Genomic DNA, 15153 nt, shown 5'->3' with positions numbered 1-15153 from the left:
CGTCTGCGGGCTACGGCTGCCGCCTTGCTAGAGGAAGCGCGTCGCGCTGACCTCTAGCGCTTATAGTTCGGCGCCTCGACGACGATCTGCACGTCGTGCGGGTGCGATTCCTTGAGGCCTGCAGCCGTGATGCGCACGAACTTGCCCTTCGCCTTGAGCTCCTCGATCGTGCGGCCACCGACGTAGAACATCGACTGACGCAGGCCGCCGATGAGCTGGTGCGTGACGGCCGCGACGGAACCGCGGTACGCAACCTGGCCCTCGATGCCCTCGGGGATCAGCTTGTCGTCGCTCGGAACATCCGCCTGGAAATAGCGGTCCTTCGAGTACGAGGTGTTCTTGCCCCGCGTCTGCATGGCGCCGAGGGAGCCCATGCCACGGTACAGCTTGAACTGCTTGCCACCCTGGAACACCACGTCGCCTGGCGACTCGTCGGTGCCCGCGAGCAGCGAACCGATCATGACGGTGTCGGCACCGGCCACCAGCGCCTTCGCGATGTCGCCCGAGTACTGCAGGCCGCCGTCGGCGATGATCGGCACGCCCGCCTCTCGCGCCGCGAGGTACGACTCGTAGATCGCTGTGATCTGCGGCACGCCGACACCGGCGACGATGCGGGTGGTGCAGATCGAACCGGGTCCAACCCCGACCTTGACCGCATCGACCCCCGCGTCGATGAGCGCCTGCGCGCCTTCGCGGGTGGCCGCCTGGCCGCCGATCACGTCGATGTGCTCGAACGTGGGGTCTGACTTGATCCGCCGCACCATCTCGATGACTCCCGCAGAGTGGCCGTTGGCCGTGTCCACGACGATCACGTCGACCCCTGCATCGCGCAGGGCCTCCGCGCGCTCCCAGGCATCGCCGAAGAAGCCGATCGCAGCACCGACCCGCAGGCGGCCCTCGGCGTCCTTCGTGGCATTCGGGTACTGCTCGGACTTGTCGAAGTCCTTCACGGTGATGAGTCCGGTGAGGTGTCCCTCTGCGTCGACGAGGGGCAGCTTCTCGACCTTGTGCTTGGCGAAGATCGCGAGCGCCTCGTCGGGGTCCATTCCGACGCGCCCGGTGATCAGCGGCATCTTGGTCATGACCTCGGCCACCGTGGTGCTGGACTTGGCGGCATCCGGGACGAAGCGCATGTCACGGTTCGAGATGATGCCGACGAGCTTGCCCTCGGCGTCCACGACCGGCAGACCGCTCACCCGGTAGGTCGCGCACACGGCGTCGACGTCGGCCACGGTCGCGTCCGGCGTCGTTGTGACGGGGTTTGAGACCATGCCGGACTCGCTGCGCTTGACCCGGTCGACCATGTCGGCCTGGTCCGCGATCGAGAGGTTGCGGTGCAGGATGCCGATGCCGCCCTGCCTGGCCATGGCGACGGCCATGCGCGTCTCCGTCACGGTGTCCATCGCTGCCGAGAGCAGCGGCGTGGACACGTTGATGCGCCGAGTCAGCCGGGACGTGGTGTCGGCCTCACTCGGGATCACATCCGTATGACCGGGGAGCAGCAGAACGTCGTCGTAGGTAAGTCCAATGAATCCGAACGGATCTGCCTGATCCATCTCTCCCCTTTGCGTCTAGGAAATATGTGGGTGGCGCAGGCGAATGCCTGACGCGTCGAATGCGGAGAACTCGTGGCTCTCGCATCCATCAATGTTAAGCGAGATTGCTGGGAGAGAATTCCGCAGATCACAATCGCATGCCGAATGCGCGACGAGAGGGGGCAGTTAGGACATAATCAGCACTACCGCTGACGGTGTTGTCGGCGGCAGAGGCCCGGAGCCGGGCGAGTTTGCTCGTCGGCGCCCCCATGGAGGTGCAGTGAATCCCACTGAATCGGCTCACAAGAGGTCCCCCATACGTGCGGTAGCGATGGCGGTGATGCTCCTCGTCGCGCTCACCGTTGCGCTGTTCGCCGGCGGTGCCTCCCCCGCCCACGCCGACGACGTCGACGTCGACAAGTACGACTACGTGCTCGCGGGCAACGTCACCTTCAACGGGGAGCCGCTCGACGGCGTACTCATCACCGTCACGGGGCCGGGCACCGACACCGAGGTGAAGACGGGTGCAGACGGCAAGTGGCGGGTCGGCGTCCCCGAGAAGGCCAGCTACACGGTGACCCTGGACGAGGACACCCTGCCGGAGGGCGTCGTCGTCACCAAGGGCGGGAACACGATGACGGCCGAGTTCGGCCTGACTAAGACGAAATCGGTCAACTTCTTCCTCGGCGAGGGCACCCGGGTCACGGTCTCCTTCTTCGACCAGCTCATCAACCGGGTGGCGAACGGCCTCAACTTCGGGTTGCTGCTGGCCCTGGCCGCGATCGGGCTCTCGCTCATCTACGGCACGACGGGCCTCAGCAACTTCGCCCACTCGGAGTTGATCACCTTCGGCGCGCTCATGACGCTGGTCTTCGCGGTGAACCTCGCACTGCCGGTGTGGCTCGCCATCCTGATCGCCCTCGTCCTGAGCGCCGCGCTCGGCTGGACATTGGATGCCGCGCTCTGGAAGCCGCTGCGCAAACGCGGTGTCGGCGTCATCCAGCTCATGATCGTCAGCATTGGCCTCGCCCTGGCGATGCGCTACACCTACCAGTTCTACGTCGGCGGGGCCACGAGGCAGCTGCCGGGGGCCTCACCGGCCAAGCTGCAGCTCGGGCCGCTGTCGCTGTCCTGGATCGACCTCACCAGCATGGCCATCAGCGTCGTGGTGCTGCTGGGCGTCGCCTACTTCCTGCTGCGCACCCGCATCGGCAAGGCGACCCGCGCCGTCTCGGACAACCCGAGCCTGGCCTCGGCCAGCGGCATCGACGTCGACTTCGTCATCCGCGTCGTCTGGGTCATCGGCGCGGCACTGGCCGGCCTGAGCGGCATCCTCTGGGCGTACTTCCGCCCCGGCGTCAGCTGGGACATGGGCTTCCAGATCCTGTTGCTCGTCTTTGCCGCCGTGGTGCTCGGCGGGCTCGGCACCGCGTTCGGCGCCCTCGTCGGCTCGATCATCGTCGGCCTGTTCGTCGAGCTCTCCACCCTCGTCCTCCCCCCTGACATGAAGTTCGTCGGGGCGCTCGTCGTGCTCATCGTCGTGCTGCTGGTCCGGCCGCAGGGAATCCTGGGCCGCAAAGAGAGAATCGGATAGGAGGCGACGCAATGATCGACTGGGGACAAATCTTTTCGAACGCGGCCGTCGAGCTGATCAGCCCGACCACCGCCGCCTACGCGCTCGCCGCGCTCGGCCTCGCCATCCACTTCGGCTACACCGGCCTGTTGAACTTCGGTCAGGCCGGCTTCATGGCCCTCGGCGCCTACGGCTACGCCATCTCAATCCTCACCTTCGGGTTCCCCGTCTGGGGCGCCGTGCTGGTGGGCATCGGGGCATCCGTCATCTTCGCCCTGATACTCGGCGTGCCGACGCTCCGGTTGCGGGCCGACTACCTGGCCATCGTCACCATCGCGGCGGCGGAGATCGTGCGACTGCTGTTCACGACGAACACCTTCGTGGCCGTCACCGGCTCGGCCAACGGCCTCAGCGAGTACAAGGACGGCTTCCGTGCACTGAACCCGCTGCACTTCGAGGGCACCGCCGGCTTCGGGCCCTGGCAGCACAGCGCCAACGACTGGTGGGTGATCATCGTCTCCTGGACGGTCGTCGCCCTGGCCTGCCTGTTCACCTGGTCGCTCATGCGCAGCCCGTGGGGGCGCGTGCTGAAGGGCATCCGTGAAGACGAGGATGCTGTGCGCGCTCTCGGCAAGAACGTGTACTCCTACAAGATGCAGAGCCTCATTCTGGGTGGTGTGTTCGGCACCCTCGCCGGCATGATCTTCATCATGCCGCGCGCGGTGATCCCCGCCCACTACGCGACGTCGCTCACCTTCTTCATCTACGCGATCCTGCTGCTCGGCGGGGCGGCGACGATCCTCGGCCCCGTGGTCGGCTCGATGCTGTTCTGGGTGCTGCTCTCGTTCTTCTCCGGCTTCGTCGCCCGGGCTGTCGAAGTCGGCTGGCTGGACATCACCCAGGTGCAGGGCGGGCAGCTGCGCTTCATCCTGGTCGGCGTGGCCATCATGCTGATCGTGATATTCAGGCCCCAGGGCTTGCTCGGCAACAAGAAGGAGCTGGCTTTTGTCAAGTAACGCGACCCCCAGTTCGAAGCCGGTCAAGTCCATCGACCTGCACGTCGGCGACGCCGCCCCCGGCTGCAAGAAGAACGACCCGATCCTCGTCGCCGATGGCGTGCGCCGCACCTTCGGCGGCCTGACCGCGGTCGACGTCGATCACGTCGAGATCCCCCGTGGCGCCATCACCGCGCTGATCGGGCCGAACGGCGCGGGCAAGACGACGTTCTTCAACCTGCTCACCGGCTTCGACAAGCCGGATGCCGGCAGCTGGACGTTCGACGGCACCTCGCTCGCGCACGTGCCCGCCTACCGGGTGGCCAGGATGGGCCTCATCCGCACCTTCCAGCTGACCAAGTCGCTCGCGCTGCTGAGCGTGATGGACAACATGAAGCTCGGCGCGACCGGCCAGACCGGCGAGAACATGTTCCGCGCCCTGCTGCCCGTCCTCTGGCGCAAGCAGGACCAGGAGATCGAGGCGCGGGCGGTGGAGCTGCTCACCCGGTTCAAGCTGGACGCCAAGCGCAACGACTACGCGGCCAGCCTCTCCGGCGGCCAGCGGAAGCTTCTCGAGATGGCCAGGGCGCTGATGAGCGAACCCACCCTGGTGATGCTGGACGAGCCGATGGCCGGCGTGAACCCGGCGCTCACCCAGTCGCTGCTCGACCACATCCTGGGGTTGAAGGAGCAGGGGATGACGGTGCTCTTCGTCGAGCACGACATGCACATGGTGCGGCACATCGCCGACTGGGTGATCGTCATGGCCGAGGGCCGCGTCGTCGCCGAGGGCGATCCGCACACCGTCATGCAGAACCCGGCGGTGATCGACGCCTACCTCGGCCAACACCATGACAGCGACCTCGGCAGCAGCGACGCCGACAACGTCGAAGCGATGAAGGAGCTCCTCGATGACGACAAGTAGCCCCGGCACCTCTGCCGCCCCGGCATCCGCCCCCGTCGGCGAGGCCGTCGTCGACGTGCGCTCCATCACGGCGGGCTACCTGCCCGGCATCAACATCCTCACCGACTGCTCCCTCATGGCCAGGCAGGGTGAGCTGATCGGCATCATCGGCCCGAACGGCGCGGGCAAGTCCACCCTGCTCAAGTCGATCTTCGGCCTGGTCAAGGTGCGCGGCGGCGGCATCTACCTGCACGGCGAGGAGATCACCAACCTCAAGGCGAACAAGCTGGTCGGCAAGGGCGTCGGCTTCGTGCCGCAGACGAACAACGTGTTCCCGACGCTGACCATCCAGGAGAACCTGGAGATGGGCATCTACCAGAAGCCGAAGGGCCTGGCCGAGCGGCTGGAGTTCGTCACGGCGATCTTCCCCGAGCTCGGCAAGCGGCTCACGCAGCGCGCCGGATCGCTCTCCGGCGGCGAGCGCCAGATGGTGGCCATGTCGCGCGCGCTGATGATGGGCCCGCACGTGCTGCTGCTCGACGAGCCGAGCGCCGGCCTCTCCCCCGTGCGGCAGGACGAGGCCTTCCTCCGCGTCAAGGAGATCAACAAGGCGGGCGTCACCACGATCATGGTGGAGCAGAATGCCCGCCGCTGCCTGCAGATCTGCGACCGCGGCTACGTGCTGGACCAGGGCCACGACGCCTACACGGGCACCGGCCGCGAGCTGCTGAACGACCCGAAGGTGATCGGCCTCTACCTCGGCACCCTCGGCCAAGACGACGAGTAGCGCCGCACTCGGCCGACCGGGGTTTCCCCGGCCGGCCGCTCTGCGCCACGTGGTGCGCCTCTGCGCCACCTGATGTGGCGCGGAGCCCCACGAAGTGGCGCAGTCGGCGCTGAGACAGCGCCGTCATCCGTCGCGCGACGCAGAGAGGGCCCCGGCCGAAGCCGGGGCCCTCCGCTACGAGCTGAAGCGACTAGTTCAGGCGCTCAGACGGCACGTTCGTGGCGTCGTACTGGTAGATGCCGATGGTCGCCTCGGTCGGGTCACCGTTCTCGTCGAAGGTGATCGGGCCGGAGAAACCGTCGTAGTCGATCTGCTTGCCCTCCTTGAGCAGGGCGACGCCCTCCTCGAAGGTGGTGACCTTCTCGCCGTCGCCGTCGCCGCCGGACACCTGGCGCAGGTAGTCGGCGATCGACTGGCCCGAGGTGTCGTTGGCTGCATAGGCGGCCAGCGCGAAGAGCACGATGTTGTCGTACGACTCGGGCGCGTAGGTGAAGTCGGTCAGCGTCGGGTCGACGGTGAGCAGGCGGTCCGTGAAGTCACCGAGCTTGGTGAGGTCAAGGCCCGGCTTGGTGCCCTTCGATCCGGCGATGAGGCCGGGGGCGAAGTCGGCGCTGTAGTCGACGAGGTTGCCGTCGACGAGGTACAGCTTGTCACCGGGGAAACCGGAACCGACCAGCTCGGGGATGATGATCTTGCTCTGGTCGAAGGTGATCAGGGCGATCGCATCCGGGTTCTGCGCCGTCACGTCGGCGATCTGCGTCGTGAAGTTGGTGTCACCCGTGTTGAAGCTGGACTCGGCGACAACGGTTCCTCCGCCGGCCTCGAAGTTGGTCTTCGTGGTCTCGGCGAGGCCGGTGCCGTATGCGTCGTTCTGGTAGATGATGCCGAGGGTGCTGTTGCCGTCCTCTGCGATGAGGTTGCCGAGCACCTCGCCCTGCAGCACATCGGAGGGCGCCGTGCGCCAGTACAGCCCGTTGTCGGCGATGTTGGAGAGGTCGAGGCCCGTGTTGGACGGCGACATCAGCACGACACCGGCACTGGTGACCTGCTCGTAGATGTTGCGGGTCTGAGCGGATGCCGCGGCACCGGAGATCGCCGAGACGCCCTGCGAGAGCAGGTCGGTGACCGAGGTGGTCACGACGTCGACGCTGGTGTCACCCTCGTCGCGCACGATCAGCTCGAGCTGGATGCCGAGGTCGGCGGCGTTGATGTCCTCGACGGCGAGCTTCGCCGCCGCGATCTGGGGCGGGCCGAGGAACGCGAGCGAACCGCTCTGCGGGGCCAGCTGGCCGACCTTCATCGACAGGTCGCGGTCGCCCGCCTCGATGGGCAGCGCGCTGCCTGCATCGGCGGTCGCCGTTTCAGAGGGCGACGTGGTCGCCTCCGGGGAGGCTCCGCTGCTGCATCCGGTGAGAACAAGTGCGCTGACGCCGATGAGGGCGACTCCGCTCAGCATGGCCCGGACAGAGCGCGAAGCCGAGGCCTTCACTATTACACTCATGGTGCTCCTTGGCTCGATCAAACACTGGTGAGGCAGTTCGGACGACTGCCGTTGAGTCACAGTATTGTCCGCCGCACGCCGAAACAAGGTTTTTGTGGCCACAACGTTGCGTCCCGTGTCAAATCGTTACATCCTCCGGGCGCGCCGCCCACTGCCCCGGCGCAGGTTCACGCCGCGCGGCGGCCCGCTCAGACGAGTTCGGGAATGCTGCGCCGGCCGTTGCGGGTGCCGAGGGCGGCATCCACCGCAAGGATCACCAGGGCCAGCCAGACCAGGGAGAATCCGACCCAGCGCGCGGTCGACATGGCCTCGTTCAAGATCAGCACGCCGACGAGGAACTGGATGATGGGCGCGAAGTACTGGATGAAGCCGAGCACGACCAGGGGAAGGCGCCGAGATGCCGCCGCGAAGAACAGCAGCGGGATGGCGGTGATCACGCCGGTGCCGATCAGCAGCAGCGTGTGCACGGCGCTGACCGTGCCGAACGTGATGCCGGTGGTCGCCCCGACCACGAGGAGCTGGATGACGGCGACCGGCAGCAGCCAGAGCGTCTCCATGCTCAGGCCGGCGACGGCGTCGACCGTGGTGCCCACCCGCTTCTTGATGTAGCCGTAGAACCCGAACGAGAACGCGAGCGTGAGCGCGATCCAGGGAATGCTGCCCGCACTGATCGCCAGCACCAGCACGGCCACGAGGCTGATCCCGACTGCGGCCCACTGTGCCGGGCGCAGCTTCTCGCGCAGGAAGAAGACGCCGAGGAAGACGGTGACGATGGGGTTGATGAAGTAACCCAGCGAGGCCTCGACGACCTGGCCGCTCAGGGTGCCGTAGACGTAGGTCTGCCAGTTGACATAGATGAGCACGCCGGCCGCCGCCATGGTGAAGGCGATGCGCGGCCGCTTGAGCAGGGCGAGGAAGAGCCGGTAGCGGCGTGTGATCGCGAGCAGGATCGCGCAGAACACGAGCGAGAACACGATCCGCCAGGCCACCACTTCGAACGCGCCGGTCGGCGCGAGGGCGATGAAGTAGATGGGCAGGAAGCCCCAGAGCACATAGGCGGAGACCGCGTAGATCAGGCCGGCTCGGCGGGTGCCGGCATCCGTCGCCGGGGCTGTCGTCTGCTGGTCAACGGATTCAGGCACCTCGGGAGTCTACGCCTGCATACAGTGCGCAGTGGGCCGACCCGCGCCCAGATGGGAGCGCGGACGACAAAAGACCCGGACGGCTGGGCCATCCGGGTCTTTCGAGAAAACGCTGAGCTTCAGCGGGAGAGGTGCTTAGCGCACAACCACTGCGAGCACGTCGCGAGCCGACAGCACGAGGAAGTCCTCGCCGCCGAACTTCACTTCGGTTCCGCCGTACTTGGAGTAGAGCACCTTGTCGCCGACGGCGACGTCGAGCGGGACGCGGTTGCCGTTGTCATCGATGCGGCCGGGGCCCACAGCCACGACCTCGCCCTCCTGGGGCTTCTCCTTGGCGGTGTCAGGGATGACGAGGCCCGACGCAGTGACCTGCTCGGCCTCGACCTGCTTGATGACAATGCGATCCTCGAGCGGCTTGATGCTGACCGACACGGTTGACCTCTTTCTAGAAAAGACTAAGGAATTAGCACACTCACACCGAGAGTGCTAAGTCGAGTTTAGGCCCTGGCTGGCACTCGTGCAACGTGAGTGCCAGACAAGTCGGCCCGAATCGGGCGGCGTTCGCCAACAGCGTGAGGCGCCGGGTGGCGGATGCCGCGGCCAACCGCCGTGTGGCCGCCGCCGCGCGGCCTGCGCGGCCCCGGCGGTGTTAGCGTGGCCGTATGGAACGCAGTGAGCTCGTCGCCCTCCTCTCCCCCGAAGGGCTTCGGCTGCTCGACTCGTTGCCGGAGTGGGATTCGTCCACCGACGTCGTGCGCACCGTCGCCGCGCTGCGCAAGGAGGGGCACCCGCCAGAGCTCGTCGCGGCCGTGCTCAGCCAGGCGAGGCTCCGCGCCAAGGCGGCGGGCAAGTTCGGCGAGTTCGCCAACACCATGCTCTTCACCGAAGCCGGGCTGGAACAGGCGACCCGGCTGCGCGTCGCCGCCCTGCACGCTGGCCGTTTCGCCGCCGCCGGGGTGCAGCACGTGGCTGACCTCGGCTGCGGAATCGGCGGCGACGCCCTCGCGATGGCCGCCCTCGAGCTGCGGGTGACCGCCGCCGACGCCGACGAGGTGACCGCGACGTTGGCCTCCTTCAACCTGGCGCCGTTCCCCCGCGCGACCGTGCTGCACGCCCGCGCGGAGGAGATCGACCTGGACGGCCTCGCCGACGGCCCGGCCGACGGCGTCTACCTGGACCCGGCCCGGCGCAGCTCCGGGCACTCGAACACGTCGAGGCTCACCCGGCCGGAGGACTACACCCCCTCGCTCGACTTCGCCTTCGGGCTCGGCGATCGCCTGCCGACCGGCGTGAAGCTCGGCCCCGGCTTCGACCGCGAGCTGATCCCCGCCGGCGCCGAGGCACAGTGGGTCTCGGTCGACGGGGCGCTGGTGGAGATGGGGCTGTGGTTCGGCGCGCTGGCCCGGCCCGGCGTGCGGCGCAGCGCCCTCCTCCTCGGCAAGGCCGGCAGCCATGAGCTCAGCGCCGCCGCAGACAGCGCAGACGCGGAGGCCGGCGCGCTCGGCGCCTACATCTACGAGCCGGACGGTGCCGTCATCCGCGCCCGCCTGATCGGCGACCTGGCCCGCTCCCTCGACGCCCGGATGCTGAGCGAGGGCATCGCCTACCTCACGGCGGACGCCGCCCACGAGACGCCGTTCGCGACGTGCTTCCGCGTGCTGGAGCAGCTGCCGAACGACGAGAAGAAGCTCAAGGCGGCGCTCGCGGCCCGCGGAATCGGCACCCTGGAGATCAAGAAGCGCGGCATCGACATCGACCCGGCGACGCTGCGCACCCGGTTGAAGCTGACGGGCAGCGCCTCCGCGACGATCGTGCTCACCCGTGCGGCCGGCAAGCACGTGACGCTGCTGGTCGAGCGCGTCTGAGCCGCCCCCGGCGATCGCACACAAACGGCCCTCTTCCACGAGGGAAGAGGGCCGTCTCGACGGGCTCGCCGCGCGGCCCCCGACGGGGCTCGGCGCAGCGCGGCTCCTAGTAGTTGAAGTTCGTGTTCGGGTTCGACGCGACGATCCCCAAGAGCACCGCGAACACGATGAACAGGATGATTCCGATCACGAGGCCGATGTAGCCGATCACGAGGCCGGCGATCGCCATGCCGCGGCCGTTCTCGCCGGTCTTCTTGATCTGGCTGAGCGAGATGTGGCCGAAGATGATGCCGACCAGGAACGTGATGCCGGTGAAGAATCCGACGACGGATGCCACCAGCGACACGATCGCGAATGTGTTGGTCTTCGGCGCCTGGCCGGGCTGGCCGTAGTTGGCGGGGGCGCCATAGGCCGGTGCGCCGTAGGCGGGGGCCGGGGTGCCGTACGCGGGAGGCGCTGGCGGGGCCGGCGGGGTGCCGTAGGCGGGAGCGGGCGCGGCCTGCGGGGCGCCGTAGGCGGGCGCGGGCGGGGCGGGAGGCGTCACCGGAGCGGCCGGGGCCTCTGGGGCGGTGAACTCGGGGTTCACGGGCGGGGTCGGCTCGTTCGGCGGGACGGGAGGCTGATTCTGGTCTGTCATGATGGAGCCCTTCTGATCAACAGTGCGGGCCTCGTGCAGCCTCACGGTCACTGCGGAACTTGCGCGCATCGGGCAGCGGAGCCGTCGGAATCGGGGCACAACTGGCGATGCACTCGCAATCCTAGCGCCGATGGTTCCGGAACGAGTGGACTTCCCAGCGAGAGGGAGGGCGCTCAGCGCACCTGAATCTCGGTGACGGGCAGTGTGGAGTCGGCGCCGAAGCCCAGCGAGCTCGGCTCATTGCCGGCCATGATCATCTGTGCCCCGAGCGCGGCGATCATCGCACCGTTGTCGGTGCACAGGCTGAGCGGCGGGATGCGCAGCTCGATGCCGGCCGCGGCCGTCCGCTCCGCCGCGAGCTCGCGCACCCGGGCGTTGGCGACGACGCCGCCGCCGAGCAGCAAGCGGGGAACGCCGTAGTCGGCGCAGGCGGCGATCGCCTTGCCGAGCAACACGTCGACGACCGCCTCGCGGAAGCTGGCCGCGACGTCGGCCACCGGCACCTCCTCGCCGGCATCCTGGGCCTTCTCGACCCACCGCGCGACGGCCGTCTTCAGCCCGGAGAAGCTGAAGTCGTAGCGGTGCTTGGCCATGTCCTTGGGCAAGGTGAGCCCGCGCGGGAAGCGGATCGCCCTCGGGTTGCCCTCCGCGGCGAGCCGGTCGATGTGCGGACCGCCGGGGTAGGGCAGGCCGAGCACCCTGGCGACCTTGTCGAAGGCCTCCCCTGCCGCGTCGTCGATGGTCTCGCCGAGCAGCTCGACGTCCCCGGTCAGGTCGCGCACGAGCAGCAGCGAGGTGTGCCCGCCCGAGACGAGCAGCGCGATCGTCGGGTACTGCAGCGGCTCGGAGGCTCCGTCCGCGCCGGTGGCGAGCAGGTCGGCCCCGACGTGGCCGACGAGGTGGTTGACGGCGTAGATCGGCTTGTCCAGGGCGATCGCGAGGGCCTTCGCGGCTCCCACGCCGACCATCAGGGCGCCGGCCAGGCCGGGGCCGCTGGTCACGGAGACGGCGTCGATCTCGTCCAGGCGGATGCCGGCCTCGGCGAGCGCCGCGTGGATCGCCGGGCTCATCTCCTCCAGGTGGGCCCGTGCGGCCACCTCGGGCACGACGCCCCCGTAGCGGGCGTGCTCGTCCATCGAGGAGGCGATGACGTTCGCCAGGAGCGTGGTGCCGCGCACGATGCCGATGCCCGTCTCGTCGCAGCTGGTCTCGATGCCGAGCACGAGCGGGTCGGTGCGGTTCAGTGGTGTGTGCGACGGGCTGCTCACGAGTTGGTCTCCAGCGGGGTGGTGGTGTTCGGGCTCGGCTCGGCCAGGGCGGCCTGGGGCGCGGGGATGTTCAGGCGCATCACGATGGCGTCGACGTTGTCTGGCTTGTAGTAGCCGCGGCGCACGCCGAGTTCGGCGAAGCCGAGCGAGGTGTAGAGGTGGATCGCGCCGGGGTTGTCTGCGCGCACCTCGAGGAACACCTCGCGGGCGCCCCGGGCCCTGGCCTCGTCGATGAGGCGCAGCATGAGCACCCGGCCGAGGCCGCGGCCCTGCGCGGCGGTGGTGACCGCGATGGTCTGGATGTCGGCCTCCGGCGCCCCGCGCGGGGCGAGCAGGCCGGCGTAGGCCTCGATCTGCTCCGGCGCGTCGGGCGGGAAGGCCACCAGGTAGTAGCAGTGCGGGTCGGCGACGTCGCGGGCCATGGCATCCGTCGACCAGGCGTCGCTCGGGAACATCGCGTTCTCGATCGCCATGATCGCCGGCACGTCGGCCAGGCCGGCCCGGCGCAGCTGCCAGGTCACCGGGTGACCCGCTTGGGGCCGTTGGACGGGGTGACGTCGGGCGAGCGCAGGTAGAGCGGCTCGTCGGCGGCGAAGGGGCGGCCGGCCGCGAAGCTCAGCTCGGCGACCATGCCGAGGGCGCCGGCCGAGATCTCGGCGGCGTCCAGCCGCTCGAATGCACCGTCGAATGCGCCGAATGCGTCGAGGGCCAGGGCGGGCAGCGCTTCCGGCTTGGCCAGGCCGGGGCCGTCCAGCCGCACCGGCAGGCCGAGCTCGTCGACGCCGGAGTAGGCGCTCCAGTACACCTCGCGGCGGCGGGCGTCGGTGACGACGAGCAGCGGGGCCGTGCGCGCGCCGGCGGCTTGGGCGGCGGCGTCGGCGGCGAAGTGCGCGAACGCGATGGCGTCGTGGCTGACGATGGGCACGAGCGGCCGGCCGAGCGCGAGCGCGAAGGTGCGCGCGGCGGCGATCCCGACCCGCAGGCCGGTGAAGGGGCCGGGCCCCATTCCGGCGACGACGCCGGAGAGCTCGGCGCGGGCGACCGCCGACTCGTCGAGCACGGCCTGGATCATGCCGCCGATCACCTCGGCGTGGCGCATGGTGTCGGCCTCGGAGCGCTCCGCGAGGATCCCCCGGTCACGGTCGACGATGGCGACGCTTGTTCCTGCGGAGGTATCGATCGCGAGAAGCATCCCTCCAGCCTACGCGCTGGGCTCCGCGCCGGGCTCCGCGCCGGGCTCCGCGTCCGGGATGCCGGCATACTCGGTGCCGGCATACTCGGTGCCCGCCCAGCGCGGGCCGAAACCGGCGATCGTCACGGTGCGCGGCTCGTCGGCCTCGGACTCGGTTTCCGACTCGGCGCCCGACTGCTCGTCGCCCGCCCCCATCGGCCGCTGCAGCCGCAGCTCCAGCCACGACTCGCTCACCCCGTCGAGCATGCCGGCTCCCCACTCCACCACGACGACGGAGTGCGCGTAGTCGATGTCGAGGTCGTCGAGCTCCATCGGGTCGCTCAGCCGGTAGGCGTCCACGTGCACGAGGGCGGGACCGCCGACGACGCTCGGGTGGGTGCGCGCCAGCACGAACGTCGGGCTGGTCACGGTGCCGCGGATGCCGAGGCCCTCGCCGAGTCCGCGGGTGAACGTGGTCTTGCCCGCTCCGAGCGGCCCGTCCAGCACCAGCAGGTCGCCGGCCCGCAGCTCGGCGGCGAGCGAGAGCCCGAACGCGTGCATGCCCTCGGCGGTGGGGACGCTGCGGGTGATCACCGGATGCTCCGCGGCACGCGCTGGCCGATCCTGGTGACGATCTCGTAGTTGATGGTGCCCGCGGCATCCGCCCAGTCCTCGGCGCTCGGCACGCCGCTGCGGGGATCGCCGAACAGCACGACCTCGTCGCCGACCTGCACGGCGGCGTCGCCGACGTCGACGATGAACTGGTCCATCGCCACGCGCCCGACGATCGGGTACTGCGCGCCGTTGACCGACACGGAGGCCCGCCCGGAGGCCTGGCGCGGGATGCCGTCGGCGTAGCCGAGCGGAACGAGCGCGAGGGTGGTCTCCCGCTCGGCCCGCCAAGTGTAGTCATAGCTCGCGGCGGTGCCTGCTCTGACGCGGCGCACGGCGGCGACCCGGGCGGCCAGGGTCATGACGGGGGTGAGCTCCAGGCCGTCCGGCAGCCCGTCGCCCCAGGGCGAGAGGCCGTACAGGCCGATGCCGATGCGCACCATCGTGTACCGCGCGGCCGGCTCGGTGAGTGCGGCGGCGGTCGCCGCGATGTGCAGCAGCGTGGGGTTCAGGCCCGCCCGGCGGGCGGCGGCGATGCCCGTGTCGAACTGCGCGCACTGGGCGGCGTCGGCCTCAGCCGAGGCGTTGGCGAGGTGGCTGAACAGCCCGTCGACGGTGATCGAGCCCGTGAGCTCCGCCGCGCGGGCGGCGGCGAAGACGGCTGCCCAGTCGGACTCCGGCAGGCCGTTGCGGCTGAGGCCGCTGTCGAGCTTGAGCTGCACGGATGCCGTGCGCGACAGGGCAGCCGCCGCATCCGTGACCTGGCGCAGCTGGGCGGCCGAGGAGATGCCGAGGCCGACCCCGGCCTCGATCGCGGCGGAGAAGTCGGCGTCCGGGCCGTGCAGCCAGGCGAGCAACGGCGCGGTGATTCCGTTCCGGCGCAGCTCGAGCGCCTCGCCGATGTCGGCGACGCCGAGCCAGTCCGCCCCGGCCTCCTGTGCCGCCGCTGCGACGGCGATGGCACCGTGCCCGTAGGCGTTCGCCTTGACCACGGCCATCACGCGCGGAGCCGTGTCGACGCCGCGGCCGACGAAGTCGCGCACGGCGGCCAGGTTCCTCCGCACCGCGTCCAGGTCGATCCGAGCCGAGCGGAAGGTGCCCTCCGCCCGCTCGCTGTTGCCGGTGCGCGGGGTGTCGGTCTTCTCGTGTGTGTCGTTCATGTC

General features: G+C 69.3%; 15 protein-coding genes. 5 read left to right on the top strand and 10 right to left on the bottom strand.

The window, feature by feature from the left end; all coding sequences use genetic code 11:
- Nucleotides 1-53 precede the first annotated feature (53 nt).
- Nucleotides 54-1556, bottom strand: coding sequence for an IMP dehydrogenase (gene guaB / locus BLT62_RS05115; RefSeq protein ID WP_083363088.1), 1503 nt, complete (start codon nucleotides 1554-1556; stop codon nucleotides 54-56).
- A gap of 310 nt (nucleotides 1557-1866) precedes the next feature.
- Here guaB and BLT62_RS05110 point away from each other — a divergent pair, with 310 nt between their 5' ends.
- Genes BLT62_RS05110 through BLT62_RS05095 form a run of 4 tightly spaced genes read left to right on the top strand, consistent with a single transcriptional unit; the run spans nucleotide 1867 to nucleotide 5794 of the window.
- Nucleotides 1867-3129 carry a branched-chain amino acid ABC transporter permease gene (locus tag BLT62_RS05110; protein WP_083363087.1) on the top strand — a complete coding sequence of 421 codons (1263 nt, stop codon included), beginning with the start codon at nucleotides 1867-1869 and terminating at the stop codon, nucleotides 3127-3129.
- A 14-nt stretch (nucleotides 3130-3143) separates the two neighbouring features.
- A complete protein-coding gene (locus BLT62_RS05105) occupies nucleotides 3144-4124 on the top strand; it encodes a branched-chain amino acid ABC transporter permease (protein WP_083365314.1) in 981 nt (326 codons plus the stop codon).
- Nucleotides 4114-5028 carry an ABC transporter ATP-binding protein gene (locus BLT62_RS05100; protein ID WP_083363086.1) on the top strand — a complete coding sequence of 305 codons (915 nt, stop codon included), beginning with the start codon at nucleotides 4114-4116 and terminating at the stop codon, nucleotides 5026-5028. The genes BLT62_RS05105 and BLT62_RS05100 overlap by 11 nt, the downstream gene beginning before the upstream one ends.
- The gene (locus tag BLT62_RS05095) at nucleotides 5015-5794 is read left to right on the top strand and encodes an ABC transporter ATP-binding protein (protein ID WP_083363085.1); all 780 of its coding nucleotides are present in this window, start codon (nucleotides 5015-5017) and stop codon (nucleotides 5792-5794) included. Before BLT62_RS05100 ends, BLT62_RS05095 begins: the two co-directional genes overlap by 14 nt.
- A 190-nt stretch (nucleotides 5795-5984) precedes the next feature.
- Here the strand turns inward: BLT62_RS05095 and BLT62_RS05090 are convergent, their stop codons facing one another.
- The 3 genes from BLT62_RS05090 to groES form a co-directional block, all read right to left on the bottom strand.
- Nucleotides 5985-7295 (bottom strand): ABC transporter substrate-binding protein, encoded by a 1311-nt coding sequence (locus BLT62_RS05090; RefSeq protein ID WP_083363084.1) that lies wholly within the window; start codon nucleotides 7293-7295, stop codon nucleotides 5985-5987.
- Between the two features lie 188 nt (nucleotides 7296-7483).
- The gene (rarD, locus tag BLT62_RS05085) at nucleotides 7484-8437 is read right to left on the bottom strand and encodes an EamA family transporter RarD (protein WP_083363083.1); all 954 of its coding nucleotides are present in this window, start codon (nucleotides 8435-8437) and stop codon (nucleotides 7484-7486) included.
- A gap of 135 nt (nucleotides 8438-8572) precedes the next feature.
- Nucleotides 8573-8869, bottom strand: coding sequence for a co-chaperone GroES (gene groES / locus BLT62_RS05080; RefSeq protein ID WP_047405484.1), 297 nt, complete (start codon nucleotides 8867-8869; stop codon nucleotides 8573-8575).
- Between the two features lie 230 nt (nucleotides 8870-9099).
- Between groES and BLT62_RS05075 the strand changes: the two genes are divergently transcribed.
- Nucleotides 9100-10302: a class I SAM-dependent methyltransferase gene (locus BLT62_RS05075; protein ID WP_083363082.1), complete on the top strand. Its 1203-nt coding sequence runs from the start codon at nucleotides 9100-9102 to the stop codon at nucleotides 10300-10302.
- 106 nt (nucleotides 10303-10408) lie between these two features.
- Here the strand turns inward: BLT62_RS05075 and BLT62_RS18300 are convergent, their stop codons facing one another.
- The 6 genes from BLT62_RS18300 to alr all read right to left on the bottom strand — a co-directional run bounded on the left by BLT62_RS18300 (nucleotide 10409) and on the right by alr (nucleotide 15150).
- Entirely contained in the window at nucleotides 10409-10939 is a 531-nt protein-coding gene (locus tag BLT62_RS18300; RefSeq protein ID WP_083365313.1) for a DUF4190 domain-containing protein, read from the bottom strand.
- A 173-nt stretch (nucleotides 10940-11112) separates the two neighbouring features.
- Nucleotides 11113-12207, bottom strand: a complete 1095-nt coding sequence (gene tsaD / locus BLT62_RS05065) for a tRNA (adenosine(37)-N6)-threonylcarbamoyltransferase complex transferase subunit TsaD (protein WP_083363081.1) — start codon at nucleotides 12205-12207, stop codon at nucleotides 11113-11115.
- Complete coding sequence (rimI, locus tag BLT62_RS05060; RefSeq protein ID WP_231919351.1) at nucleotides 12204-12728, bottom strand: ribosomal protein S18-alanine N-acetyltransferase; 525 nt, start codon at nucleotides 12726-12728, stop codon at nucleotides 12204-12206. The genes tsaD and rimI overlap by 4 nt, the downstream gene beginning before the upstream one ends.
- Nucleotides 12725-13399 carry a tRNA (adenosine(37)-N6)-threonylcarbamoyltransferase complex dimerization subunit type 1 TsaB gene (tsaB, locus tag BLT62_RS05055; protein WP_083363080.1) on the bottom strand — a complete coding sequence of 225 codons (675 nt, stop codon included), beginning with the start codon at nucleotides 13397-13399 and terminating at the stop codon, nucleotides 12725-12727. Before tsaB ends, rimI begins: the two co-directional genes overlap by 4 nt.
- Nucleotides 13400-13408: 9 nt before the next feature.
- Nucleotides 13409-13972 (bottom strand): tRNA (adenosine(37)-N6)-threonylcarbamoyltransferase complex ATPase subunit type 1 TsaE, encoded by a 564-nt coding sequence (gene tsaE / locus BLT62_RS05050; RefSeq protein WP_407937556.1) that lies wholly within the window; start codon nucleotides 13970-13972, stop codon nucleotides 13409-13411.
- Nucleotides 13969-15150: an alanine racemase gene (gene alr, locus BLT62_RS05045; protein ID WP_083365311.1), complete on the bottom strand. Its 1182-nt coding sequence runs from the start codon at nucleotides 15148-15150 to the stop codon at nucleotides 13969-13971. Before alr ends, tsaE begins: the two co-directional genes overlap by 4 nt.
- Nucleotides 15151-15153 lie beyond the last annotated feature (3 nt).

Origin of the sequence: Microterricola viridarii, assembly GCF_900104895.1 — a bacterium.
In the GTDB taxonomy this organism is placed as follows: Bacteria; Actinomycetota; Actinomycetes; order Actinomycetales; family Microbacteriaceae; genus Microterricola; species Microterricola viridarii.
This window is presented reverse-complemented; position numbering and strand designations above follow the sequence as displayed.